The 25,581-nt window shown below is 47.3% G+C and carries 20 protein-coding genes; 9 read left to right on the top strand and 11 right to left on the bottom strand.

Features of this window, described 5'->3' with window-relative positions; all coding sequences use genetic code 11:
- Window positions 1-16 precede the first annotated feature (16 nt).
- Entirely contained in the window at window positions 17-1,081 is a 1,065-nt protein-coding gene (locus tag FBF61_RS00100) for an NAD(P)-dependent alcohol dehydrogenase (RefSeq protein WP_205748204.1), read from the bottom strand.
- A 351-nt stretch (window positions 1,082-1,432) separates the two neighbouring features.
- Between FBF61_RS00100 and FBF61_RS00095 the strand changes: the two genes are divergently transcribed.
- Entirely contained in the window at window positions 1,433-2,353 is a 921-nt protein-coding gene (locus FBF61_RS00095; RefSeq protein WP_229214858.1) for an alpha/beta fold hydrolase, read from the top strand.
- Window positions 2,354-2,650: 297 nt separating this feature from the next.
- Window positions 2,651-4,123, top strand: coding sequence for a glycoside hydrolase family 130 protein (locus tag FBF61_RS00090; protein WP_229214857.1), 1,473 nt, complete (start codon window positions 2,651-2,653; stop codon window positions 4,121-4,123).
- Here FBF61_RS00090 and FBF61_RS00085 read toward each other — a convergent pair.
- The 4 genes from FBF61_RS00085 to FBF61_RS00070 form a co-directional block, all read right to left on the bottom strand.
- Window positions 4,110-5,123: a glycosyltransferase family 4 protein gene (locus FBF61_RS00085; RefSeq protein WP_138475032.1), complete on the bottom strand. Its 1,014-nt coding sequence runs from the start codon at window positions 5,121-5,123 to the stop codon at window positions 4,110-4,112. The two genes, FBF61_RS00090 and FBF61_RS00085, sit on opposite strands and share 14 nt — an antisense overlap.
- Window positions 5,120-7,360, bottom strand: a complete 2,241-nt coding sequence (locus FBF61_RS00080; protein ID WP_138475031.1) for a glycosyltransferase family 4 protein — start codon at window positions 7,358-7,360, stop codon at window positions 5,120-5,122. Before FBF61_RS00080 ends, FBF61_RS00085 begins: the two co-directional genes overlap by 4 nt.
- Window positions 7,361-7,674: 314 nt before the next feature.
- Complete coding sequence (locus FBF61_RS00075; RefSeq protein ID WP_205748203.1) at window positions 7,675-8,235, bottom strand: helix-turn-helix domain-containing protein; 561 nt, start codon at window positions 8,233-8,235, stop codon at window positions 7,675-7,677.
- Between the two features lie 136 nt (window positions 8,236-8,371).
- Window positions 8,372-9,481, bottom strand: coding sequence for a fatty acid desaturase family protein (locus FBF61_RS00070; RefSeq protein WP_138475030.1), 1,110 nt, complete (start codon window positions 9,479-9,481; stop codon window positions 8,372-8,374).
- Between the two features lie 272 nt (window positions 9,482-9,753).
- On the opposite strand from FBF61_RS00070, the gene FBF61_RS00065 reads away from it, so the two are divergent.
- The 4 genes from FBF61_RS00065 (at window position 9,754) to FBF61_RS00050 (ending at window position 12,712) form a co-directional block, all read left to right on the top strand.
- On the top strand, window positions 9,754-10,404 hold the full coding sequence (locus FBF61_RS00065; protein WP_138475029.1) for a LuxR C-terminal-related transcriptional regulator: 651 nt from the start codon (window positions 9,754-9,756) through the stop codon (window positions 10,402-10,404).
- Between the two features lie 126 nt (window positions 10,405-10,530).
- Window positions 10,531-11,313, top strand: a complete 783-nt coding sequence (locus tag FBF61_RS00060) for an SDR family oxidoreductase (RefSeq protein ID WP_138475028.1) — start codon at window positions 10,531-10,533, stop codon at window positions 11,311-11,313.
- 123 nt (window positions 11,314-11,436) lie between these two features.
- Complete coding sequence (locus FBF61_RS00055; protein ID WP_138475027.1) at window positions 11,437-11,790, top strand: hypothetical protein; 354 nt, start codon at window positions 11,437-11,439, stop codon at window positions 11,788-11,790.
- A 13-nt stretch (window positions 11,791-11,803) separates the two neighbouring features.
- Complete coding sequence (locus FBF61_RS00050) at window positions 11,804-12,712, top strand: helix-turn-helix domain-containing protein (RefSeq protein WP_138475026.1); 909 nt, start codon at window positions 11,804-11,806, stop codon at window positions 12,710-12,712.
- Window positions 12,713-12,847: 135 nt separating this feature from the next.
- Here FBF61_RS00050 and FBF61_RS00045 read toward each other — a convergent pair whose 3' ends face one another.
- The 5 genes from FBF61_RS00045 to FBF61_RS00025 are packed head-to-tail and all read right to left on the bottom strand — an operon-like array spanning window position 12,848 to window position 17,921.
- The gene (locus tag FBF61_RS00045; protein ID WP_138475025.1) at window positions 12,848-13,054 is read right to left on the bottom strand and encodes a hypothetical protein; all 207 of its coding nucleotides are present in this window, start codon (window positions 13,052-13,054) and stop codon (window positions 12,848-12,850) included.
- Window positions 13,055-13,063: 9 nt separating this feature from the next.
- Window positions 13,064-14,239, bottom strand: a complete 1,176-nt coding sequence (locus FBF61_RS00040) for a PepSY-associated TM helix domain-containing protein (protein ID WP_138475024.1) — start codon at window positions 14,237-14,239, stop codon at window positions 13,064-13,066.
- A gap of 36 nt (window positions 14,240-14,275) precedes the next feature.
- A complete protein-coding gene (locus FBF61_RS00035; protein WP_510185885.1) occupies window positions 14,276-15,085 on the bottom strand; it encodes a DUF4374 domain-containing protein in 810 nt (269 codons plus the stop codon).
- Between the two features lie 2 nt (window positions 15,086-15,087).
- A complete protein-coding gene (locus FBF61_RS00030) occupies window positions 15,088-15,504 on the bottom strand; it encodes a hypothetical protein (protein WP_138475022.1) in 417 nt (138 codons plus the stop codon).
- 29 nt (window positions 15,505-15,533) lie between these two features.
- Window positions 15,534-17,921, bottom strand: a complete 2,388-nt coding sequence (locus tag FBF61_RS00025; RefSeq protein WP_138475021.1) for a TonB-dependent receptor — start codon at window positions 17,919-17,921, stop codon at window positions 15,534-15,536.
- Between the two features lie 110 nt (window positions 17,922-18,031).
- On the opposite strand from FBF61_RS00025, the gene FBF61_RS00020 reads away from it, so the two are divergent.
- Window positions 18,032-19,030, top strand: a complete 999-nt coding sequence (locus FBF61_RS00020; protein ID WP_138475020.1) for a helix-turn-helix transcriptional regulator — start codon at window positions 18,032-18,034, stop codon at window positions 19,028-19,030.
- A 79-nt stretch (window positions 19,031-19,109) separates the two neighbouring features.
- Here FBF61_RS00020 and FBF61_RS00015 read toward each other — a convergent pair whose 3' ends face one another.
- Complete coding sequence (locus tag FBF61_RS00015; protein WP_138475019.1) at window positions 19,110-19,982, bottom strand: helix-turn-helix domain-containing protein; 873 nt, start codon at window positions 19,980-19,982, stop codon at window positions 19,110-19,112.
- Between the two features lie 473 nt (window positions 19,983-20,455).
- Here FBF61_RS00015 and FBF61_RS00010 point away from each other — a divergent pair, with 473 nt between their 5' ends.
- Together FBF61_RS00010 and FBF61_RS00005 are read left to right on the top strand one after the other, a co-directional pair.
- A complete protein-coding gene (locus FBF61_RS00010; protein WP_229214856.1) occupies window positions 20,456-23,623 on the top strand; it encodes a SusC/RagA family TonB-linked outer membrane protein in 3,168 nt (1,055 codons plus the stop codon).
- Window positions 23,624-23,665: 42 nt separating this feature from the next.
- Complete coding sequence (locus FBF61_RS00005; protein WP_138475018.1) at window positions 23,666-25,210, top strand: RagB/SusD family nutrient uptake outer membrane protein; 1,545 nt, start codon at window positions 23,666-23,668, stop codon at window positions 25,208-25,210.
- The last annotated feature ends 371 nt before the right edge of the window (window positions 25,211-25,581 follow it).

Here is a 25,581-nt window from a genome sequence, read left to right as displayed (position 1 = left end):
TTATTGATATGTAAAATCAGTTGTTGTTTTTCAAAGAGGCCAGGTCAATCACAAAACGGTACTTGATATCGCCTTTCAGCAATCTTTCATAGGCTTCGTTGATTTGCCCGATATCGATCATTTCAATGTCCGCTACGATATTGTGTTTGCCGCAGAAGTCGAGCATTTCCTGAGTTTCGGCAATGCCGCCGATCATTGACCCCGCAAAACTTTTACGACCCATGATCACACTGAATGCTGCGACCGGCAGAGGTTGTTCCGGCGCGCCGACGAGCGCGAGTGAACCGTCCACGCGGAGCAGGCTCAGGTATGCGTTGATGTCATGCTCGGCCGACACTGCGTCGAGGATAAAGTGCAGCTTGCCACGGTAAGCCGCCATCTGGTCCGCATCTTTGGACAAAACCACTTCATCCGCGCCCAGGCGCTGCGCCTCGGCAAATTTAGACTCCGAAGTAGTGAATGCGACCACATGAGCGCCCATTGCCTTGGCTATCTTGATCCCCATATGGCCCAGCCCGCCAATGCCGACGATACCCACTTTTTTGCCGGGACCCACATTCCAGTGTCTGAGCGGTGAATAAGTGGTGATGCCAGCGCACAGCAATGGGGCGGTTGCCGCCAGGTCCAGGTTTTCGGGGATGCTCAATACATAGTTTTCATTCACTACTACGCTTTCGGAATATCCCCCGTATGTCTGCGTGCCCAGATATTTGTCCGGTGAGCCGTACGTGCCGGTCATGCCTGGTTCACAATACTGCTCCAAACCTTCCTGACAATACTGGCATTCACGGCATGAGTCCACCATACAGCCGACGCCCACCGTGTCGCCAACTTTGAATTTATGCACATGATCGCCCACGCTCACCACCGTTCCGACGATCTCGTGACCCGGGACGCAGGGGTAAACGGTGCCGTGCCATTCGTTTCGTGCCGTATGCAGGTCGGAGTGACAAACCCCGCAGTAGCGTATCTCAATCTCCACGTCATGCGCGGTCGGTTTTCTGCGGCTGATATTGAGCTGGTCCAGCAAAGCGTCTGCCGCCTGCGTCCCGTAAGCTTTTATGTCTTTTGTTTCGATCATGTTGTTAAAAAGTTAATTATTCTGTGTTTTGTTTCATCAGTTTGCCGGATGCCTACTGTCCCGGCCGCGGCGACTGCATTCTGTCGGACGGTTTACAAAGCTAACTGCCGAAAGGCTAAATTTTTGATGTTATTGCTTTTTATCATGGATTTTTCATGCAGGCTGCCTGAAACTTCCGGATCCGGCGAAAGGCACGGGCAACGATGAAGAGATTAAGCAGGAGTTCCGTAGGGTACGTGATCAGATCAACGCCTACTCCGGGGCTTTTTCGAAAGAAAACCTGTAAGCAATGGCTGGAATGTCGGGATTCGCCCTCTAAATTGTCGTTTTTGCACCGCGCAGAATCATCAAATGCTTCTGAACTTTGTATTAGACAACAATCACACTCAACCGGGTGACGTTATGAAAAATATTAAGCCAGGAAATCATATTAAATTACTTCTAATAGCGATCATTATGAGTGTAGCGTCTACATCCAGTGCACAACGAATCAAACCTGCCGACAGTGGCTACGCGCCTGCTAATGGTATCAAAGTTTATTACGAAGTATACGGTGACGGTAAGCCTATTGTTTTACTGCATGGCGCCTACTATACCATTGAGATGAATTGGGGGGAATTAATACCTGAATTGGCAAAAACGAGAAAAGTGATTGCCATAGAATTGCAGGGACATGGACATACACCCTTTTCAGATAGAAAATTATCACGGGCCACATTAGCGAGTGACGTAGAGAAAGTAATGGATTACCTGAAAATTGACAGTGCGGATATCGCAGGATATAGTTTTGGCGGTCAGATTGCCTACCAGTTTGCGATACAAAGTCCTAAACGACTGAGAAAACTTGTTATCATTTCTGCGGTCTATAAAAGCGATGGCTGGGTAACCGGAACAACCGAAATTTTTAAAAAAATGAAGCCGGAGCTTTTTGCGAATTCGCCTCTGCAAGCTGCCTACGATGCTGTGGCACCAGATAAAACAAAATGGACAAATTTCCTGGAACAGATGATCGCCATGGCGCAGGAGCCATATGATATGGGCGACGAAAATATAGCAAAGATCACTGCACCCGTATTGATCATATCGGGTGACAATGATGGCATGGATAAAATCGAACTGGCAAAAACATATAAGTTGCTGGGAGGGGGTATTTCTGCTGGCATGCAACCAATGCCAAAATCTCACCTGGCCATTATTCCCAATCAAAGCCATGTTGGCCTGATGACGCAGACAAAAGCAATATCCGGTTATTTGGATGGTTTTTTACAATAAATTATGCAACCGGATTTTGCTCATTCCACGGAATAGTATTGTCAGCAATAAGGAGGGGAAAAAACATTGGGCAGGGTAGCCGTCCGGTTCCGTGGCTCGATGTGGTATTTTGCTCAGGAGGCAAATATTACAATTTGGGCCGACTGGCCGACCAGTGAATTATACAACTTTTTTGGTCATATCTATAAAGAAAGGCACGGGAGTAAACCGACCTTTGCGGCCTGATCAGACAACTGTTTTGAAGTAAAAGTCACCCACAAATCAGATCGTCTGTCAGTTGCTCTTTTAAAAATAAATATGCGCCTTACCAGGAAAGATATCACCTTCCAGCCCGATTCGAGCCGCGTTATTGCGCGATTTCTTTTTAGTAGTGAAGAAAGGGGCATTCAGCTCATCACGGCTATCCTGACCCTGTCGGAAAAGCAGCAACGTGAAGAGCTGAACAATGTTTTGCGTAAATATGCGAGGCGGCACCGCAATATCCTGAAAGTGTTCGAACGACATTTCAGAAGGCTTTCCCGGTTGTTTGATATCATGAAGCTGGATGTCAAAGAATTAGAAATGAACCAGCGACTTCTGATCGGTGCGTATTTTACGATGGAATATTCCATTGAGGCCGCGGCATTTTTTAATCCGTCGATCGTGGAAGATCCCGACCAGTCGCGGATAGAACCCGGTCAAAAACGGGTGATACTGAGTTTCAGGGCAACGGGAGAGGGGCACATTTCTTCGATCGTGTTCAGGTCGGCGGTCATCGACCAGGATAATCTGATCACGGTGGACCCGCCCGGGCGCCTCCTGGATTCGCCTGAGCATGTCCGGAACCATGTTTACAAGCGCGTAACCTTTCTTGCCAAGCTTGGCGAAATGCAAAGTTTTGACAATCCGGCATACCCGGTGATCGCGGAAAAACTAACGGAAACCTTTACGTACGAGGAGCTCAAACGTTACGTCGACGAAACGAGGAACATGCCCGGAATGGATGGGAATAGTGCGCTGTTCCTCCGAGAAATGATGTGGCTGGCCTCGTCACACTATGAAATGGATTTTTCTCTGGATACGGATATTTCAGAGCGTGTGATCTTTCCGATTGCGGATACGGAAAAGCGGGGGATCGAGGACGCACGTTTCGTGCGTTTTGTGGGCAAAGATCAGGAGCAGACGTACTATGCCACTTACACGGCCTACGATGGCATGACTATTCTTCCGAAGCTGTTGATGACGAAGGATTTTTATCACTTCAAAGTATTGCCGATCCACGGAGAGATAGCCCAGAATAAAGGAATGGCACTTTTTCCCCGGAAAATTAATGGCAAGTATGCCATGCTCTGCCGGATCGACGGGGTCAACAATTACATTGCCTATTCAGACAATATCAGCATCTGGCGCGAAGCTACGATGATCCAGTCGCCGAAATATCCCTGGGAATTTGTCCAGATGGGAAATTGTGGCTCACCCATTGAAACGGAAGCCGGGTGGATTGTGCTGACGCACGGGGTGGGCCCTATGCGCGAGTATGTGCTTGGCGCATCCCTTTTTGAACTCCATGATCCCCAACATGAAATTGGCCGGCTCGACCAGCCGTTGCTGATGCCGAACCAGACCGAGCGCGACGGTTATGTGCCGAATGTGGTGTATTCATGCGGCGCTTTCATACATAACGAGAGCCTGATCATTCCCTACGCTATGTCCGACTACGCATCAACTTATGCGGTCGTTGACCTGAAAGAGCTGTTGAACAAACTTACCGGTGAGGTCACCGTCGGCTGAGGATCTTTTCATAAACAGACAGATAACCGTCGACCATTTTCTCTTTCGAGAACATCGCCTGTGCCCAATGCCTGCATTCCTGGCGATCTATCCGTCCCAGCATGTCCACGGCCTGAATGGCTTCGTCATTATCGTGGACGAGAAAACCCGTTTTCCCGTCCACGATAAGCTCCCGCATCGAGCCTCTGTTGAACGCAATAACGGGCGTGCCGCAAAACATGGACTCGGCCACGCTCAGACCAAACGGCTCGTCAAAACAGATCGGGTGAAGTAAGGCCAGTGCTTTTCCAAGTAAGGTTTTTCGCTCGTCGGGACCTACATTTCCGAGATAGAATACCGTTCTGTCGTTGATGAACGGTTTTACTTTTTGGTCAAAATAATTATCATCCTGAATGAGCCCGGCGATGATCAGCACCTTCCCGGCCTGCCGGCTAATCTGAATCGCCTCGTGGGTACCTTTATCCGGATGAATCCTCCCGAAAAAGAGCAGATAATCCTGCGGATGCGGTTCAAATGGAAAGTCTTTGCTATCTACACCATTGTAAACCGTGGCAATGTAATCCAAACTTCCGTCCCGGTCGGCGTCGCTGATGGAAACGTAGGACGTGCCTGCATTGTATTTCCGGTACACTTCCAGGATTTTGGTTGACGAAAACCCGTGGATGGTCGTTAGCAGCGGTGTTCTGACCAGTTTTGAATAAGTAAGCGGCAAGAAATCGAAATGATTGTGGATCAGATCAAATTCTTCGGAGCGCTCCATTAAGTGGCTGATATGCAGGCATTCGGCTACTTTTGGGTCGGTTTCACGGTCTTCTGCGTAGGGGGTTCCGATCACTCCTTCCAATGTCGCATTGGTTACTGAGTCAGTGGTGGCAAAAAGCGTAACGTCCACACCTCTCTGATGCAAACCTTCCGTCAGGTAGGATGCTACCTGCTCCCAGGGGCCATATTGCCGTGGCGGTGTGCGCCAGGCAATAGAGGACAATATTGCGACCTTCATACCAGTTCCGCTTCCAATTTGGTCACCTCTTCAAATGCTTCCAGTACGCTCAGGTGGGATATCAGATAGGCAAGTGTACTTTCCGCACCCTGGTTCCTGTTGACGCCATAGCTTTCCAGACCGTCGCAGCAGCCCTTCGTTTCGAAATCGTAGAGGCTGATCCTGAGATCGTTTTCTCCCAAAAACCACATGAATGAAGTGTACAGTTTGGAAACATAAGCGAGATCTTTGGTAAGCCGGAACGCCTGGTGGAACATCAGCACCATGGCAAGGGCGTCGAGCGGCTGCTGGGCGAATTTTGATTGTTCGCTATCCTGCCTGAACCAATTTTCGTTCCCGATAATGGAGAGATAGCCGTTGCTCAGCGTACTTTCCGTAAGGAAATTCAAGCTTTCCAGCGCGACCTCCAAAATCCGCTCGTCTTTGATAAATTCGGCTGCATGTAGCAATGCGAGTGGCAAAAATGCATTGTCGTAAGCCAGCAGAGACTCGAACCAGCGCCAGTCGTCTCTCCGGTTGATATCGTAATCAGCGATGAGCCTGCTGCTGAGCGCCTTCAACACCTCCGTCATGCCTTCGTCCGAAGGATTGCTTTTGAGATAATGACAGATCCCGACAATCGTATTCGCAATGCTCCTGATCGATTTCAGCCTGGCGAAATTCGGTACTGCGTCGAAGAAAATTTCACGTCCGGTCTGATAATACGCATCATTGGGTGCATTGCCAAGCAAGTAACCCAGCGACCAGATCGCCCGCCCGAATGAATCCTCGGACCCGACCTCATCCAAAAAATTTCGGTTAAAGCTCAGGAAATTGCGGAAAGTGCCGTCCGTATTCTGCATGTAATTGATATAGCTCAGGTAAGTCGGCGACAATTTGAGCGCGAGCGGATGTTTGTTTCTTTTATAAGTCATCAGCACCATCAGCAATGCACGCGCATTATCATCCAGGCAGTACCCTTCTTTCAAATTCGGAATGCCATATTTGGCATGCTGAATAATGCCGGTATCGTCTGTAAGCCGCTGAATGTGATCGAGTAAAAACGGAGGAAGTGTCAGCGGATCAAAAATGGCTTCTTTTTCGTCGGCCTCGGGGTGGGCTTCCACGACCTCATCTGCCAGCTGCATATACTTTTCGCCTATTCGCGGCCATGTGATGCCTCTGCCATAATCATAAGCGTTTTTTCTAAGCTCGCTCATTTGCTCCGGATGGCTCAGCAGTTCGAGCAAGGTTTCGCTTAATGCAGCAGAGTCATGAAAATCAAAAAGCCTTCCCCGCCCTTCGGCTAAAAGCTCTGTCGCATGCCAGTAAGGCGTTGAAATCACCGCGGTCCCTGCGCCGATCGCGTACGACAAAGTGCCGCTGGTAATCTGGGCCTCACTGGTGTAGGGTGTAATGTAAATATCTGAGGCCGAGAGGTATTTGAACAGTTCCAGCTGGTCTATGAATTCGTTCAGGAAAATCACGTGCTTTTCGATCCCCAGCTTTTTGACGAGCCCGGTAAGAAACACCCGGTACTCCTCGCCCGAATGCCGGACTACGTTCGGGTGGGTTTTGCCCAAAACAATGTAAACCACTTCGGGATGTTTGGCCACTACCTCGGGCATGGCTTTCAGCACAGTTTCGATTCCTTTGTTCCTCCCGATAAACCCAAAAGTGAGCAGGACCTTTTTCTTGGTGAGCTTGAATTCCTGCTTTGCCAATGATTGCTCAAAATGCAGATCGGGCACGCCGTGTTCGATTTTGGCTATCTTTTCGGCAGGCACCTCATATTCTTCCACGAGCATATCCACGGCAGTCCGGGTCATGACCACCACCGATTGTGCTATTTTACAGATCTCCGTCAGCACTGCCCGCTGGTTGTACGACGGATTTTTCAAAACGGTATGCAATGTGACGATCAGCGGGATTTTCAGTCTGTGTAAAAGCGGCAGAATGTAAATGCCGTTCTGCCCGCCGAATATCCCGAATTCATGTTCCAGTATACACACATCAGCCCCGCTCAGGTTGATGTGGTTTGCTGCTTCGAGGTAATCCGTCTGCTCCTCCTGCCGGATCGACATTTTCACTTCCCCGGGATAGTCATATTCCTGTTCGTGATCGTCAATGGCAATGACAAATCCATGGTGAACTTTTACTCCGGACGCATTTTTTGTTGTTGAATCAAAAAGGTTTTTAGTAAATGTACCAATCCCGCATTCCCGGGGCGGATAAGATCCTATCAATGAAATTTTCATACTGGTACACGGTTGATTTCTTCTAAGTTAACCTTATTATCCCGTATTTCCGGGAATAGCGGCGGGGTATGGCAGTTAACCCGCAAAAGTGTTCTGTTTATTCGAAAAAAGCTTTGATATCCGGCAATAAGGCTTATCTTTAAATAAAACCAAAAAACCATGTCAAGCGAAAAAGTAGTGCAGAAAGGTGACAAGAAGAAACCCGCGAAGAACCTGAAAGAGAAGCGTGCGGATAAGAAGGAAAAGCGGGATGGCAAATCAAAAGACGAGTGAAATCTTCTGCTGCCGGTCCAAAACACCGGCAGCAGAAGGTGCTAAATGTTTTCCAGGTTACTGTTTCTTTTTTGCCTGAGCTTTTTATAAAATGAAGGCGACAATCCCGTCACTTTCTTGAATTGATTGGATAAATGCGAAACGCTGCTGTAATGTAGCCTGTACGAAATTTCGGTCAGGTTCAGCTCCTGATAGAGCAAAAGTTCCTTTACCTTTTCAATTTTGTGGTATATGATAAATTGCTGAATATTAATTCCCTTTATTTCCGAAAACATGTTAGATAGATATGTATAGTCATATCCTAATTTTTCTGCTATATAGTCAGAATAGTTGATCTTGGGGAATTCATCATCATGATGGATCATTTTCACGATCACATTCTTGATTTTTTCGATCAGAATACTCCTTTTATCATCCAGTAATTCGAGCCCTGACTTTAAAAGATTTCTTTTAAATGCTTCACGCTGTACCGCAGTCATATCTTCCATTACTTCCACTGAGCCAAGCTCCACTTCGCTGTAATGAATGCCCAGCTTTTCCAATTCTTGCTGAACCATCATTTTGCATCGTAAACTGACCATGTATTTGATATATACTGTCATTCAAATCGAATTTTTGATGTACTCTGATTGATGTTGACGATCTATAGCAAGATACCACTTTTTACGGTGTGTTTCTGAATTATAAATGATGATGCCGAACGTGGATGCAGCGCACTGCTATTTACTTTTAAAATAATTAGCCGATCGCTTCATCTAGCCTCGGTGTACCAAAGCGTTTCAGGCTTCTGATATGTGACCCCAGTGCAGTCAGGAAGGATTTATTTTCCATGTAAACCAGCCCAAATTCCGCGGCCGTTTGCTTGACGATCGGAGCGATTTGGGGATAATGAACGTGGCATATTTTAGGAAAAAGGTGGTGTTCGATCTGGAAATTCAAGCCCCCGATGTACCAGCTTAACCATTTGTTCCCCGGCGAAAAGTTGACCGTAGTTTCCAATTGATGAATTGCCCAGTCCTGTTCTACGACACCCTGGTCGTTCGGTAACGGATGATCCGTTCCTTCCACGGAATGTGCCAGCTGGAATATGACCGTCAGGACAAGTCCGGCGGTAAAATGCATGGCAAGAAAGCCGGTTAGGACTTGCCAGAATGGTATGTTGAATATAAAAACGGGTATTACAAAAAGGATGCTGAAATAAATGATTTTAAGTCCGATCAATCCTGCGAGCATTTGCCTGTTTTCTGTCCGGCTTTGGCGGTTCACGCCCGATTTGATAAACTGATAATATTGGATAAAATCCTTCAGTATCACCCAGTAGAGTGTAAGGATCCCATAAAAGAAAATAGCGTAAAACCATTGGAAACGGTGTACCGGGGATACTTTTTCATGCGGTGAAAGCTTGATCACGCCGCGGTCTTTGATATCTTCGTCAACATTCGCAATATTGGTGTAGGTGTGGTGAAGAATGTTATGTTGCAATTTCCAGTTTGTCAATCCCGCTCCTGCCAGGTTAATGGTATATCCGAGCCATTTATTTACAGTTGGGTTCTTTGAAAATGCGCCGTGGTTCGCGTCGTGCATAATGCTCATCCCAATGCCGGAAATGCCTGCGCCCATCGTGAGCCAAAGCAGCATACCTACCCAGAATGGCGGATTGAAAATAAGTAAGAATACGAATGGCAGGATGTAGGCGGATAGCAAAACAATCGTTTTGATCACCATGGTCCGGTTAGCGTACCGGGAAGTGTGCGTCCGCGCAAAATACTGATCGATCCGTTTTTTAAGTGTAGGATAAAAGAGGCTTTTCTCGTGCGGGGCAAATTTGATTTTTTCGAAGCTGGTCATTCATATGCTGGTTTAAACTCGTGTTGATTAAGTCGTAGAAAACAGAGTTTAACCGTAGTTGTGCCATGAAGTCCATAGTCAATACGAACGACGCCGATATTTATTTGATTTTATATAAAATAAATATGATTTTGAAATCGTAATGTTTTGATTGCAAAGATCAAATTTCATAATGTACTGAATAAAAGTATCTCTGGAACTTATCAGTGGCAGAATTATATTTCATAGTTAATAAATACCCGATTCTATTTTCTTTCGCTCTACCTTTGGTTATGATTGATCAGCCACAGTACATCATTCCGAAAATAATTATCCTCGATTCGCATCCTGTTCCACGCATGGGCCTCTCATTTTTGCTCAAAGAGAAGTTTAAGCCCGAAAATGTGTCGGATTTTGAAAGTTTCAATGGTTTCCAGGAGTCGCAACAGGCTCAGGGAGCATTACTGTTCATCCTGGTGATCAATACGGATTTTGAGGAAGACGGACTGAATCCCGTGAGCACCATTAAATCAGTTTATCCGGATGCCCAGGTTGTTTTGTATGGGGAAGAAATGAGGCCGGAGATCGTAATCGATTATTTAAAAACCGGCGCCAACGGGTACCTTTTGAAACACAAGGACCTGACCGAACTGATCAATTGCATTCACACAGTGGCGCAAGGCAAACGGTATGTAAGTGCTGGTCATCTCGAACACCTGTTCGAGTACCTTTTAAAAAACTATAAAACTTCAAGAAAATACGACCTTCTGACCCCGAGACAAAAAGAAGTCGCCAAACTGCTGGTGCAGGGAATGACCACCTCTTTGATCGCCGAAAAGACGGGCCTGCACATTTCCACCATCAGCACATTCAAAACCGCCATTTTCGCCAAGCTGGGCATTGATAACATTTTGAAGCTGAAAGAAATCCTGGATGAAGGTTAAAAGGATTATTGCTTTTCAGATCGGGGTTGCATAACATGTCCTCCCTTTTGACTACAACATTGAGCCTTTTGGCTAAACTTGTTTTATGGTGACTGATGAACTTTGCAATAACAAAACATCAGACATATGGAATTGAGAAACAGCACCATCCTGATCACAGGAGGCACAAGCGGAATCGGTTTAGAGCTTGTAAAACAACTGACCGGAGAGGGAGCAAATATCATTGTGACCGGGCGCAATGCAGATGCCCTGAACGACACGAAAAAAATGTTCCCCAACGTATATACGTTTCAAAGCGACGTCAGTGATCCGCATGAGATTAAACAGCTCTACGAGGATGTCACCCGGCAATTTCCCCAACTGAATATCATAATCAATAACGCTGGCCTCATGCGGTTGATCGATCTTCGGGATACGACATTGGACCTGCAAAAAATCAACATGGAGGTTGCTACCAATCTGTCCGGAACCATACAAATGGTACACCAGTTTTTACCCCACCTGCTCACAAAGAACTCGGCCGCGATTGTCAATGTTTCATCGGGAATCGCATTTATGGCTTACTCGGCGGCACCGGTATATAGTGCCACAAAAGCGGGCGTCCATGCCTACACCCAAGCCTTGCGTTTGCAGTTGGAGGACACGAACGTAAAAGTATTCGAAATGGTACCGCCGGGTGTTAAGACCAACCTTCAGAACGACTGGCCGGTACAGCCCGATGCCGGCATGATGATGGATGTTGACAAGATGGTGCGTGTTGCCATCAACGGACTTCTGAAAGATCGGCCGGAGCTCAAACCGACGATGATCAATGTGATAAAACTTGCGGCAAGGCTTGTTCCTGAACTGCTCGTGAAGTTTGGGCACAGAGAGTTTAAGAAGATCAGAGCGTTGCAAGACCAGCGTTAAAATGAACAACTTACTCTGCATCGTTCTGATGCTGATCACCTTTGCATCACAATCAGGATATACCGGTATTTCCTGATTGGAAAAACATTTAAATTTAAAAGACGCGAATAAATATAGTTTTTCATGATCAAAAACATCATCTCCTTAGTACTGCTGATCGTTTCAGCAGCGCTCAGCTTCAAACATGGCTGGGACACGTTTAACCTCCGGGACAATCCTCAGTCAGCTAAAATGATGGCTGAACTGGGTATCAGCGAATCGCTCACTCCATTCTTTGGCGTTTTGACCATCGCGACAGGTATTCTGCTGCTCATCCCCAAAACTTTTTTTCTGGGCAATGTGCTGAATGCCTTCTCCATAGTTTTAATTATGGCACTGGCGCTCCATGCCGGCAACTATAAAATCGCGTTGATGGAAATTCCGTTTTTGGCAATGCCCCTGTTGATGATATGGCTGAAATATCCGTTCAAACATTGAAAACCCTTTCGCTATGGCAAACATGAAACCCTACCGTATACAGTCTATCGCGGAAATCCATCGCCTGATGGGACTGGGAAAACCCTACCATCCATTGATCGGCCTCATCGATTTAGCCGGACTGAGCAATGATACAGGCATTCATGCGGTGATATTTGACTTGTATGTTGTATCCATGAAGAGAGGGTGCGACAAACTGTACTATGGACAGCAGAAGTATGATTTTGACGAAGGGCTAATGGCCTTTATGTCACCTGGGCAGGTTTTGCGCGGCGAAGAAAATGGCGTGCCTTCCAGGCTCGAAGGTTGGATGCTGTTCATCCACCCGGACTTTTTATGGAATACATCGCTGGCCAAAAAGATCAGGCAATACGACTACTTTGGCTATTCCACCAGTGAGGCGCTATTCCTTTCTGATCAAGAGGAAACCCTGGTCAACGGCATCATCGGGAACATCAAAAACGAATACAGGTCCAACATTGATAAATTCAGCCAGGATGTGATTATCGCGCAACTGGAACTGCTGTTTACATATGCACAGCGTTTTTATGAACGTCAGTTCATTACCAGAAAAATAACCAACAGCAGAATTTTGGAGCGCATGGACCAGGTGTTAACCGAGTATTTCAATAACGACGATCTATTGTCGAAAGGGTTGCCAACGGTTAAACTTGTCGCGGATCAGCTTAATATTTCGGCCAAGTATCTTAGCAGCTTATTGAAGCAGCTGACCGGACAGACTACCCAGCAGCACATCCACGAAAAACTCGTTGAAAAGGCGAAAGAGAAGTTGTCGGCCACCGAATTGTCGGTGAGTGAAATTGCCTATGAACTGGGATTTGAACATTCACAATCTTTCAACAAGCTTTTTAAAGCAAAGACAAAACAAAGCCCTTTGGAATTCCGACAGTCGTTTAACTGACAGGAAGGAACGTTTGGGAAGAACTTTTCGCGTAGCTATACTTGTCTGCAACAAACTTTTTTAAAGAAATAACCCCGACGCAGACGCCCGGAACGCCGGGCGCCAGTACGTTACCGGCCGGTGGTTTGTTCGAGGTTAAATTCGGGATTTAGCGCGGCCCTCGGCCTTTGGCTTTTTAGTTTTAAACAAAAACCAAATGGTAACCGCTACCGGAACTCCCAGCGTCGACCAGGATACGAGATCGTAAAAACCGTCGCCGGTAAGCGCCGACAGCAACCCTATGCCAGATAATACACCGGTTATAACCGGAATTCCCCATATTTTCCAAAATGTGCTTTTCATGGCTAATCGTCAGGCGTTTTCTTTTTGAGCCAGTACCGTCAGGATTTCGGTGTCATTTTTTGACAGGCGATTGATGTGTGCCCTGGTGGCTTTATTTCTTGCAAACCACAAGTACAGACCGCTGCCGAGAATAACAATAGTAGCAATGTCGAAAAGCGCCCAGATGATTTTGAGTGGGAGGCCGCCGTAATCGCCGAAATGCAACGGCTCGGAAACAAACAAGGCATTCACATACCAGGGCATATCACGCAAATCGGTCAGCGTACCGTTCTTTGCATCGATCAATGCGGGTTTGATGATCCGTTTGGTGAGCGGGGTATTGCCTTTTACAAATACTGCGTAGTGATGTTTGCTGGTAAATGCAGTGCCAGGGTAAGTGATGATCGAAGGTTCCATGCCCGGCGCTGCTTTTTTGGTAAGCGCCAGTGCCTGATCGAGTGAGCTGAGCTTGCCTGTCAGCGGTGCAGCATCTTTGTAGGGTGCCGTCATTTCCGCTAACTGCCCCATTTGCCATAGTCCCAGAATGAGGTCCGAGGTAGTGTTGATCACGCCGGTGAAGCCGACTACCACGCCCCATACGATCGTCACGACACCAAGCAGGTTGTGCAGATCGAGCCATTTCAGCCTTGTCGAGCGCTCGGTGCGTATCATACCAAAATCAAAGCGCTTCATAATCGGACCGTAGAGCATGATACCCGACACGATCGCCGCGATGAAAAGCAGGCCCATTAACCCCAGAAAGAGTTTGCCGCCAATGCCCATGAACATGTCTATATGCATTTGCAGCATAATGTACATAAAGCCTTCCTGTACTTTTGGCTGGTCGAGTACTTCGGCGGTATGGTCGTCGAGGATCAGATTGACGTAGTTGTCGGGCGGCGCGTCGATCGAGTCGGATAAACTGAATGTGGTGGTATTGGGTTCGTGTTCATCCCAGTACACAAAACGGATAACCTTGTCCGGATACTTTTTCTGCGCAGTCTCGGCCAGCTTGTCGAGCCCGGCGACCGGTGTTCCGGCAGGAACTTCTCTGGCCAGGTGCGGCTTACCTTCCAGCTCTTCGATCTCTTCGTGAAAAATAAGCGGGAGACCTGTAAGGCAAAGCATCAGCAGAAATGCCGTGCAGATCAGGCTGGTCCATTTGTGGATCTGAAACCAGACCTGGATTTTTTTTACTGAACTCATCGTGAACAAGGTTATCTGTTAAGTATGAGAAATTCGTTAGTCGCTCAGTTTCGCAAAACCCTGGATCGTACCATCGTGGTCAACTTTGAAAACAGAGGTTGCATTGGTACCGTCCAATACATAATATCCGTCTTCGTTAACCGTCGTCACCTGCGTGTTACCGACGGTGGTCACGGTACCGTTTCTTACCCACAAGTATACTTTTCCATCGATTTCAGTGATAGCCTGTTCATTGGCATAAGCATAATCGTGGAGCGGCATGCCTGTGATTTTAGTACTTTGCTTGGAAGCGAAATCGTAGACATAATATTCAAAAATGCTGGCAGTAAGGTTCGAATAGTCCGTTTTCAGAGGAGTCGATGTCATTTCGTAATATAGCTTTCCACCTTTAATCAGCGCCATTACAAGAGAGTTGCCGTTTGGTGCTGTCAGGATCCAGTCTTTATCGAAATCCGTTTCACCTTTTTTAATACGGATAATTGAAGATTTTTCAAATGACATTTTACCAAGACCTGTCGAATAAAGGTATAATGCGCCGTCGTCTCCAATCGACCACATTTTGTTCCCCGACGAACCCCAGCCGATGCTGCGCAGACCGTCGTACTTGATCGTTTTCTCATACTTGTCAGTTGCAATGTCGACCACGGCAAATTCGATGGTGTTGTAAAGATCGTCGCCGTAACCGCCACCCGTGGTAGTGCCATATGTAATTCCGAGATACAACTTTCCCTCTTTTGCAGCAATCGTGTGCTGGCCGATGGCTTGGTATTCCACACCTGCCTTTTTAAGCGCCGACAGGTCGATCTCGCCGGTGCGTAGCATCGTGGCCGGGTTAAACTTCTGGATTTTCAGCGTTCCGCGCGTGGGTCGAGGTAGTAGCCGCTGGTTTCATTCAAAACCAGGAACTGTGTTGAACCAGAGATAAAACCTTCGTCTTTCAAGCTGCCGTCTGCATTCACTGTAAACTTCTGCAAACCTGCGTCGCCGGCCGCATTGGAGCGGTTGAAGAGCCATTTGCCAAATGTACGAAAACCAAAAGCACTGGATACCTGCAAAGTTTTGGCGTTGGTATTCTTCACGCTTCCGGCTGGAAATCCGTCAAGTGCTGTGATAAAACCGGCGTCAAAACGCGATGTAGTGGACATCAGGATAAACTTGTCCTTTTCCTCTGGTGTAGGCTCCTCCGTATTGTTGTCGGAAGAACAGCCAGCCAGCATGGAGGCAGCAAAAACGAAATAAACAAACTTGAATAAAGGAACTTTCATAAACAGGTTATTTTGTAGAGATATAAAATTTATTTGAGGGTATAATTCACTTTAAAGTGCAGGCTGCGGCCGGCATTCTGAATGCGGAAATTGTCGTAAACACGCGCATTCAGGAAATTTTTGGCCTGAAATCCAATGGAAAATCGCTCTCCCGCCGGGTTGTAAGTAAAGCCCGCTGAATGCAGTGCCTGGTTTGGGATAATGTTTGGCGCGTCGAATTTGGCTTTACCCCAAAGTCCCAGGAAGCCGTCGGGTTCCAGCGATTTGGGCACGTAGTCGAGGTAATATTCCCGAACGAACGAGAAGAAGTAGTAGAGGTGCAGTTTCCCTTGTCCGCCGATGCGGTCGAGCGTGCTGTTCAAACCGAGGTTGGCAAAGAAATAGGGCGTATTCCGTAGCCTTGCGTTTTCTTTCAGACGATTACCTGTGTCGAAAATTCGGAAATCCTGGTACGTAAAATTACCATTCGCGCGCAGCCAGCGTGTCAGGGAAATGTTGAGGTCGGTTTCAAATCCCAGACCTTTTACACTTTCGACATTCTGATTTTGGGTAAACAAAAAGTCGATCGGCATTTTCAGGATCAGGTCGCGGGTGACACGGTAGAAAGCATTGACCTCCAGACTGTATGCATTTCGTCTTTCGGTGCGGAAACCGAGATTGACGTTGGTGCTTTTTTCCGGTTTCAAAAGGAAGTTGGAACGGTGAAAATTACCATCTCCAAACATTTCGTCCTGCTCGGGAAGGCGCGTAGCCGCCTCTGCGGAAACCCTGAAAAAAGTATTCGGTGTCAACGCAAATTTCAGTGCCTCGGCAATCCCAAAGCTGTTTTCGGAAGTGTACCGATGCTCACCTAATGCAGTGCCGTAAATATCTACATTAATGGTCGACGTATGATAATGGAAGAATTTGGCAATGAGGTTGTTGGTCAGTTTTTCATTCAGGAAGGTCGACTGTATACCGGCTGCCGCCACGATTTTGTAATATTTGGCAGGAAGCGTCAGGATATCCCGGCCGGTTTCGGGCAATATAAGTCCCAGCGGGTCACGACCGGTGCGACCCATGTTGGTAGAGACGACATTCAGCTCGGCCAGGTGGTTTTGATTTAACCGGTAAGCCAGGTTTGTGCGGGAAGTGAAATAGGAAAATTTAATTTCCGACAACGTCCCGCGGACCGATGTTTCGCCTACCCGCGAGGGACTCGGAATAAAGTTGCCGTACCAGTCGTAAGTGCCTCTGGCCGTGTCAACCTGAGTGGTATGGATGTTGCTCGTTGTCAGAAACTGGTCAACGCTCAGCTTACCAAATTTTTTGCGATACCGCAGCGTCGGTATCACGGAATATTGTGTGCTCAGCGAAGCACCAAAGGGCTGTGACATTGTCGCACCATATTGATTCTGGCGGTTAATGTGAAACCAGGTAACTCCTGCACGCAGTTCGTCGACCCATTTCAGGTTGGTAACACCACCGTATGCTTCCGCGTAATAATTGGCAAATTTGTTGTGAAACAAACGGACCGTCGCCGGCGTCCTCGCTGCCGTTTCCTGGTCGGTTACGATCACATATACTTTGTAATTATTATCGGAACGGTTCAGGAACGCGTCGCCGCCAATGAAAAAATGCCGGGTAGAGTCTGTGTATAAAGCATTTAAAGACGCCCGGTGGGTATTGAAAGACGCCGCTTCGTATGAGGTTTCGGCGTAGCGGTAAAGCGATTTTTTCGTAACCATGTTCACGGCCCCGCCCAATGCATCCGCTCCCAGTGATGCCGGGAGCACGCCTTTGTACACTTCAACGCGATCGAGCATGTTCACAGGCACCAGCGATATATTGTAACCCGCGCCGAGGTAGTCCATAGGAATACCGTCTTTGAAATTTTTGATTGCGCGATCCTGGAAACCATTCATCATCAGACCAGCATTAGAACCCAGTCCACCGGTTTGCCTGATCCGGATGCCCGCCGATCGGTTCATCAGTTCTACCAGCGTTGACGGCTGCTCTTGCACGGCCTTGGTATTGATCACCTCGGCTTTGATCGGCTGTAACCGCGCCTGGTTCGTTTCAGTACGGCCGGTAATCTGCACTTCCGAGAGCTGTGTCTGCTGTTCGGCAAGCACGAATACCAATTCATTTTCAGAGATTTCTTTGCCTGAAATCGTCCGTGTAAGCTTTTTGAACCCGATATGCTGGATGGTTATCTTGTAAGAATCAGCGCTTTTTGTTTGAATGCGAAATCTGCCCTCTCGATCCGCGGTAGCATTTTCACCTGTTCCCTCCAGCGAAGCAGCCGCACCAGGCAGCGTGGCACCACCATGGTCCCTGACAACACCATTTATGTAAACGTCTTGACCACTGGCGGTTACCCCAGCCAGTAATATGATAATCGGAACAAAAAAGGAGAGGAGGAAAAGCCGGATCAATTTTCTAAATTTGCTTAATAAGACTATTTATAAATAGTTGCAAAAGTAGTGTGGCCGGCACGAGGCTGGGTAACGCGAAAAGCAGTTTTAATGACGCGATAAGCAGAGATATGAAAATTACATTCCGGTCAGAAGATATTTCAGAGCTGAATTATGTAAGGGAGTACGAGGAGGGCTTCGCTGTGAGCGAAAAATCCCAGATCCGGGAGCTGCTGAACGAGTGGGATTACAAAGGCTTTAAGAGCCGAACACATCGCATATACTGTCCGGGGATGATCTTTTCGATGATGGAAGGTGAGTCGGAAAATGACCTGGTCCAAATTCTGGAAAGTGATTTTCCGTATCTACAGATGCATTTCGAGCTTTCGACAGTAGGTTGTCTGTACCAACCCAAGGCCAAGTTTGAAATTGATACCGTTGTGTATGGAGGTTCCCACTGCCTGCTTTTTTACCCCTCACTGAAAGGCAAATTGAATTATCTGAAAAAACCATGGTCGCAGAGCGTAGAAATAGAGTTGTCACTCGACTTTTTGCGAAAGCTTTTTGCAGGTGATCTTGAGGTGCTGGGCGAGTTCGGAGAGAAAATAGAAAAAAACCTCCCAGCCATTATGGGAAACAAAAGCTTTCCGATTACCCCTGCCATGAAGCATATACTGGTCGAAGTACGCAATTGTCCTTATAGCCCGCCTTTGAAGAAATTATTTGTTGAAGCCAAGGTACAAGAGTTGCTGGCGTTGCAGATCAACCAGATTATGACGACCGAAAAATCAGGCACAGGCCTGAAAAATGCCGACATCGAAAAGCTCAATTATGTACGCGACCTGCTTCTCAATAACATGCACAACCCTTATTCCATTGAAGAGCTTTCCAAAATCGCGGGTATCAACCGTACCAAGTTGCAGGAAGGGTTTAAGAAATTATTTGGTACAACCATTTTCGGGTACATCACCGACATGCGCCTGGAAGAGGCCCGGCAGCGAATCCTGGATATCAGCCAGGAGGCGTCTATCGCCGAGATTGCGACGCTATCGGGTTATAAAAATCCACAGCATTTCACTGCTGCTTTCAAACGCAAGTTTCACCTTTTACCAAAGGACTTGAAAGGTTAATTTTCAAGCGAAAATACCTGAAAGCACACCAGTGAGTAGGGAAGGCCCATGTACGGTGGAAAATGGTCAGGGAAAGGTGCTACATCACCTTCTCCCTGAAATCACGAAGGTATTCCCGCGGCGACCGGCCAATGGTTTTCTTGAAAACACGGTTAAAATTGGTCACATTGTCGAAGCCTGTTTTGTAGGAGACATCCGAGAAGCTATCGAATTTTCCTGATACGATCATCTTGCACGCTTCATTCACCCGTAGTTCATTGAGAAAACCAACGAACGTTTTGTCGGTGTGTTTTTTGAAATACCGGCAAAATGCATGCGGGGTAAGGCTGGCGATTTCGGAAATTTCGGTGAGGGAAATGTGCCTTTTGTAATTCGTAACCAGGTACTGAAAAATCTCGTCCATACGCATACCCTCCGCTTCTGAGATAAGCTGCTCGTTGTTGTTCGTCGCCAGCGGTTTGATGTTCCGAACGGTGGATATATGATGCAGCAGACATATAAAAGAAGCCACGCGGAGGCTTTCCCTGCTGGCGACGACCTCGGCGATGGTGTTTTTGATGACGTCCGATTCGGGCAGCTGCATACCATTATGAAGGCCGTCGATAAACTTTCGGATACCCGTCATTTCAGGAAGCTGCAGGAGGTTTTCGGAGAGTTGTCCGTGATTGAAGAAAATAGAAATTGAATGGATCTTTTTGTCTTCCTCTCCCTGAAAATAAACGTCATCGCTTTTGAATAAGTGAGGCTGGTTAGCACCGATGACATAAACATCGCCCGACTCGAACCGCTGCATGTAATTGCCGGCGATCAGGATACCGGTGCCTTTCACAACCCACTCGATCTGTACTTCACGGTGGCGGTGCAGGTGATTGTAGTAGTGAGGCAGTATGTCCTCCTGCACAACAATCGTTTGTTCTTTCGAAACGGGAATAGTAAACTGTACAACTTTCATTTTATCCGGATGTGGATCGCGACTTCTTATTGTATATCGTCCGTCTGTCTTTAACCAACTTTCCAGCTTTTGGAATCATTTTATTGTTGGTAATGCAAACATAGTACTATAAAATATCAACCTGAAATCAACTTATTGGATTAAGATACTATTAATTTGTCTTAAAGAGATATTAGAGGTTTGTGATGTGGATTTCCTGCTTTGCGGGTTGCTGAATCTTTTGCCAACTGATCAATACATATAATTTATGATCAGATAGTTGAAAGAGATCAAAACGGTTTTCACAATAAACACCAGGTCAAACCCGACTTTTGATATCATATTGATATGGCCGGCTGTCTGAAACATGGCCTGTCGGTTGAGATTTTATCAGTAACCATGCCGGATAGGTTTTTGATCCCCCACACATTGCCCCTCCCTTATCTCTTGAATAGCTCTATTGTACAAATTTTCCCACTAAACACTTGGTTTCTATGAATCAATTTTACATCTCAGGGGTATGGACGAGGCCGGGCTGGCTTCCTACTCCGAGCCAGTTTGGTCGAAGTGGACTTCGTCCGGTTAAAGCTGCACCTGTGAACGGTTGTTTATGTAAATTTTCGCGGATGCTGATAGTCATCCTGCTGATGTCCTGTCATGTAGCATTTGCTCAAACCCGGCAGGTATCGGGAACCGTGTTTGATAATGATGGCGCACCATTGCCAGGAGCGAGCGTGCAATTGAAAGGGACGACTACGGGAACGATTACGGATGCTGAGGGTAAATACGGTTTGCAGGTACAGGAAAATTCGGTGCTGGTGTTCAGTTACATCGGCTACATCAGGCAAGAAGTTCCGGTGGGTACCCAGACTGCGCTGAACGTCAACCTGAAGTCCGAGGAATCATCGCTGTCAGAAGTGGTGGTTGTGGGATATGGAACGAGTAAAAAGGCCAATTTATCGGGTTCGGTAACGACGGTGTCGGGAAAGGAACTTACGGAACGCCCGGTACCCAATGTGCAGAACCTTCTGCAGGGAAGGGTCTCGGGTTTGGATGTGATCCAGTCTACGGGCGAGCCCGGTCGCGATGATGCGGCTTACCAGCTGAGAGGGTTCGGCTCATTTGGGGCGTCTAACGCGCCCCTGATCCTTGTCGATGGAATTATCGCATCGATCAAGAACCTTTCTCCGCAGGATATTGAGAGTGTTACAGTGCTGAAAGATGCCGCTTCTGCCTCCATATACGGTGCACGTGCTGCGAATGGCGTTATCCTGATCACGACGAAAAAGGGAAAAGCGGGATCGTCAGAAATTGAATATACGGGCAGTTTCGGACTTAGCGAGGCCACCAGGACACCGGAGCTGATTACAAACTCGGTTCAGTATATGGAAATGTACAATTCGGCCAGGCAAAGAAGCGGCCAGGCGCCAATTTATACGCCGGAGCAGATTGACCTGTACAGAAACAATCCCAACAGCGATCAATACCCGAATTTCAACTGGCTGGATCATGTATTGGACAAAGGTCCTATCCAAAATCACCATCTTGGTTTTAGCGGAGGTAATGAGAAAACCCTTTATAATGTTTCTTTTAATTATCTCGATCAGGAAAGTATCACAAAAGGCTATTTGTACAAACGTTACAACGGGCTTATCGACTTCTCGACGCAGGTACATAAAAGGGTACGCGTTGGTACTAACCTGAACCTCTCGTACCAGAATGCGAAGGCGCCTTGGCTGGTCAACGACGATCTGCTATTGCTCGCCTATGCGTCGGCGCCAACATTTATGCCTTTCGTGCCTGACGGAAGCGGGAGAGTCACCAACAGGGACTTTACCACCAATGGCTCGGGCAACAGGAGTGTGGAGGAAGTGTACGCTACGGGCGGGCAGTTCACGAAAACATATAATGTCAACGCCCAGGCTTTTGTAGAGATAGAAATTCTGAAAGGGTTGAAGTGGCTCAACAAAGCAGGGTTGACCTTTTTTAATGAGCAGCTTAAAAACAGGCAATTTGGTTCTCCTTCGTTTGCTTACCAGCCCGATGCCTCCGGAAATTATGTACAGGTTGCGAATGGTAACCCCACGTTTTTCGGCTTGCAGCAGCGTGAGGACCGTAGCATCACAAAGACATTTTTCAGTACCCTGAACTATACCAGACAATTCGGAACCAATCACAATCTGGGACTTCTGGCAGGGTTTGAGCAACAGGACAACCTGACCGAGCGTTTGTCGGGCAACCGGTTTGATTTCCCGAATAACACCATCATGGTGCTGGACGGCAGCGGGCCTAACAATCAGGCAACAGGAGGAACAGCGTCGGAATGGGCGCTGCGATCCACGTTCGGGCGCGTCAACTATGACTACAAGGGGAAGTACTTTATTGAAGGTAATATCCGGCGTGACGGCACATCGCGTGTAAGCTCGCGTTGGGGTACGTTTGGCGGGGGCTCCGCGGCGTGGAGAATATCGGAAGAAGGGTTTATTAAAAACTCAATATCCTGGATGGACAATCTGAAACTCCGGGCTTCGTATGGTGTACTGGGAAATCAGGAAATCAATGTCGGGGTTGCTGACAGGATAAATCTTGCCGGTAACTATCCCTACCAGGACATTCTTTCCCTTACGGCTTACCCTTATACAACATTAAGTTCCGGTGCCCAACTGACCCGCCTAGTCACCAAAGACCTGAGATGGGAAAAAACCGCGATGCTGGACTTTGGGCTCGACGTTGATATTTTCAAAGGGCTTTTTGGCGCCACTATCGACTGGTACAAACGTAATACTTCGGATATTCTTTCTACGCGTGCGGATTTGCCGTCCAGCGTAGGACTGATAGCGCCCATTGTCAATGCCGGTGGTATGCAGAATACGGGTCTGGAAGTTGAATTGCGGCATAGAAAGAGCTTCGGTGAATTTAATTACGGCGTAAGCGTGCTGTATCACAAGTTCAATAACAAGGTCACCAAATTACTCGCTCCCACACTTGGTACGATTGAAGTCGGCCAGCCTTATAACAACTTTTTTGTGTATGACTGGATCGGGGTGTTCCAGAGTCAGGAGGAAATAAACAGCTCGCCCAAGCAGCCAGCTTCCGGCACTCTAAAACCTGGGGACCTGAAAATCAGAGATGTGGACGGCAATGGTACTGTGGGACCGGAAGACAGGATACGGATCAGCAGATTTCCCAAATACAATTACTCGTTCAGTTTGAATGCCGGCTGGAAGGGCTTTAACCTGACCGCTTTCTTCCAGGGGGTGCAGGGCGTCAATACCCAGGTGACGGGCTGGGGGTATGAACCCTTTATGCAGGGATCTGCACCTCCGAAACGATTCCTGGACGCATGGTCGCCTACCAATCCAAGCAACACTGTTCCTGCTACTTATCTGACGGGCTATGCGGGTGTCGCGGGTTATTCGTCTACCTATTTTATCCAGGATGCATCTTACCTGCGGTTAAAGAACCTCTACCTTTCCTACGCGTTTAATGAGAAGATTCTGAGCAAGATCAGGTCGAAGGGTCTGACGGTCTATATTTCGGGAGATAACCTTGCTACCTGGACCAAATACGAGGGAAATGACCCGGAACGTGCCGGTTCGGGCAGGTTTGCCCAGTTTCCCCAGTTGCGGATCTACACCGCCGGATTAAGTATCAAGTTCTAGATAATGTGAATCTGATTCTCAAACATTTAAACCGTTAATAAAATGAATTTCCGACATAAATATATTTTACCCGCATTGCTGGCGACTTTGGTACTGGGTAGTACCAGTTCCTGCGATGACAGCTATCTCGACAGAAATCCGCTCCACGCCATATCGGGCGCAACTTTCTGGAAAACGCAGGCAGATGTGGATATGGCCCTGACCGGTGTTTACCGCAGACTTCAGAGTTTCATTTTTGGATTTCGAAAACCGTTTCTGGACACTTATTCGGATAATGCCCTGGACAGGCACACCTTCTTTAATTTTAACAATGCGACCCTTGGAGTGATCAACGCATCTAACGTTAACACGTCGTTATACAATGAGCCGTACGCCGGTATCGCAGCCTGTAATTATTTTCTGGAAAATGTCGGCAACGTAACTGCAGTACCTCAAGGGACAAAGGATCGTTATACGGCAGAGGTTCGTTTTTTGCGCGCATTGTTTTATTTTGAGCTTGTTCAGTTCTTTGGCGATGTGGTTCTTTACAAGGTAGCGCCAGAAACCGCGGAGGAGGCCAAAATTGCCAAAAGTCCGAAGGCCGATGTATTGGCCTTTGTGATCGAGGACCTGGACGATGCCATATCAAAATTACCTGCAACTGCTTATGCAGGCCACGCAGTGAAGGCAAGTGCACAGATGCTGAAGGCCAGGGTAAGGCTTTATCAGCAAAACTGGGCTGACGCCGTAGCATTGACGAGTGAGATTATGGCTACCAATACTTTCTCGATATTCCAGGGCGGCTATGCCAATCTTTTTCTGCAGCCGACGCAGCAAGGGAATCCTGAAATCATTTTTTCAACCAAATATCTTGCTCCAAACAACGCACAGGGCAATAATCCCCCGGGCGGCGAAGGTATGCTTGTGGAAATTGGCTGGTATGGTGCCATTCAGCCATATAAAAACCTGGTGGATGAGTATGAAATGGCAAACGGGAAAATGATCACGGATCCGGCATCCGGCTATGACGCTGCCAATCCTTACGCAAAAAGGGATCCCAGACTGAAAATGACAATTCTGGTGCCGGGAGATCCGTACATCAATCCGGACGGTTCCACATTTGTAACATCCGACCCGATATTGACCGGCTTCTCTCAAAAGAAGTACATGGACGTTTCGAAACTGCCCTGGGACAGATCCAAAATCACTGTTACGGACATGAATGTTGTGCATATGCGTTACGCGGAGGTCCTTCTCGCTTATGCGGAGGCTAAAAACGAGTTGTCGGGGCCGGATCCAACGATTTACGATGCCCTGAACAAAATTCGTGCAAGAACCGGTGTAAACCTGCCGGCAGTTGACCAAACTTTGTACAATTCGAAAGAAAAACTGCGGGAGTTCATCCGGCACGAGCGTCGTATCGAGCTGGCCATGGAGGGCCACCGCTATTTTGACCTGAAACGTTGGGGGATTATGGCGGCAAAATTGGCCACCGTTAAAAACCCCGCAGGCGTTACATTATCTTTTGGAGAAATAAATAACGTACTGCCTTTCCCACAGGCTGAAATCGATCAGAATAAGAGTCTGGTACAGAACTCAGGCTATTGACAAAAATCAGATAAATACATTTTTCCCGGGCCGTTAATGCAATGGCCCGGGAAAATGCATTGGCCACTTTTTAGTTCAATGCTGTTCACCAACGATGGTTATTCCGCACAATTTGATTTCTTGACGAGCCCATGAGTGAGATATCCACTAAAAATACAAACCCGCAAATATTATCATACCATACTTTTTTTAATGTTTTGAGATAAATTTCTTGCTGTTGCTTGTATTTTAAAAATAACTTCCTACTTTTGCACTCCCAATCGGGAACAACGGTCTAGCATACGGCGAGACAACGAGTTCTGAAAGATTCAGAGCAACGTTCTTTGACATGATGAAGAGAGCAAAAAAGATAGTTCGTTAAAGAGAATTCG

This window comes from Dyadobacter bucti, assembly GCF_005869225.1.
GTDB classification, from domain to species: Bacteria; Bacteroidota; Bacteroidia; order Cytophagales; family Spirosomataceae; genus Dyadobacter; species Dyadobacter bucti.
Note: the sequence above shows the minus strand (reverse complement) of the source record. Positions and strands in the feature narration are given on the sequence as shown.

Bases quoted from the DNA above. Each gene is read 5' to 3' on its own strand.
- FBF61_RS00100 (WP_205748204.1), bottom strand. From the start codon at position 1,081: ATGATCGAAACAAAAGACATAAAAGCTTACGGGACGCAGGCGGCAGAC.
- FBF61_RS00095 (WP_229214858.1), top strand. From the start codon at position 1,433: ATGCTTCTGAACTTTGTATTAGACAACAATCACACTCAACCGGGTGAC.
- FBF61_RS00090 (WP_229214857.1), top strand. From the start codon at position 2,651: ATGCGCCTTACCAGGAAAGATATCACCTTCCAGCCCGATTCGAGCCGC.
- FBF61_RS00085 (WP_138475032.1), bottom strand. From the start codon at position 5,123: ATGAAGGTCGCAATATTGTCCTCTATTGCCTGGCGCACACCGCCACGG.
- FBF61_RS00080 (WP_138475031.1), bottom strand. From the start codon at position 7,360: ATGAAAATTTCATTGATAGGATCTTATCCGCCCCGGGAATGCGGGATT.
- FBF61_RS00075 (WP_205748203.1), bottom strand. From the start codon at position 8,235: ATGACAGTATATATCAAATACATGGTCAGTTTACGATGCAAAATGATG.
- FBF61_RS00070 (WP_138475030.1), bottom strand. From the start codon at position 9,481: ATGACCAGCTTCGAAAAAATCAAATTTGCCCCGCACGAGAAAAGCCTC.
- FBF61_RS00065 (WP_138475029.1), top strand. From the start codon at position 9,754: ATGATTGATCAGCCACAGTACATCATTCCGAAAATAATTATCCTCGAT.
- FBF61_RS00060 (WP_138475028.1), top strand. From the start codon at position 10,531: ATGGAATTGAGAAACAGCACCATCCTGATCACAGGAGGCACAAGCGGA.
- FBF61_RS00055 (WP_138475027.1), top strand. From the start codon at position 11,437: ATGATCAAAAACATCATCTCCTTAGTACTGCTGATCGTTTCAGCAGCG.
- FBF61_RS00050 (WP_138475026.1), top strand. From the start codon at position 11,804: ATGGCAAACATGAAACCCTACCGTATACAGTCTATCGCGGAAATCCAT.
- FBF61_RS00045 (WP_138475025.1), bottom strand. From the start codon at position 13,054: ATGAAAAGCACATTTTGGAAAATATGGGGAATTCCGGTTATAACCGGT.
- FBF61_RS00040 (WP_138475024.1), bottom strand. From the start codon at position 14,239: ATGAGTTCAGTAAAAAAAATCCAGGTCTGGTTTCAGATCCACAAATGG.
- FBF61_RS00030 (WP_138475022.1), bottom strand. From the start codon at position 15,504: ATGAAAGTTCCTTTATTCAAGTTTGTTTATTTCGTTTTTGCTGCCTCC.
- FBF61_RS00020 (WP_138475020.1), top strand. From the start codon at position 18,032: ATGAAAATTACATTCCGGTCAGAAGATATTTCAGAGCTGAATTATGTA.
- FBF61_RS00015 (WP_138475019.1), bottom strand. From the start codon at position 19,982: ATGAAAGTTGTACAGTTTACTATTCCCGTTTCGAAAGAACAAACGATT.
- FBF61_RS00010 (WP_229214856.1), top strand. From the start codon at position 20,456: ATGAATCAATTTTACATCTCAGGGGTATGGACGAGGCCGGGCTGGCTT.
- FBF61_RS00005 (WP_138475018.1), top strand. From the start codon at position 23,666: ATGAATTTCCGACATAAATATATTTTACCCGCATTGCTGGCGACTTTG.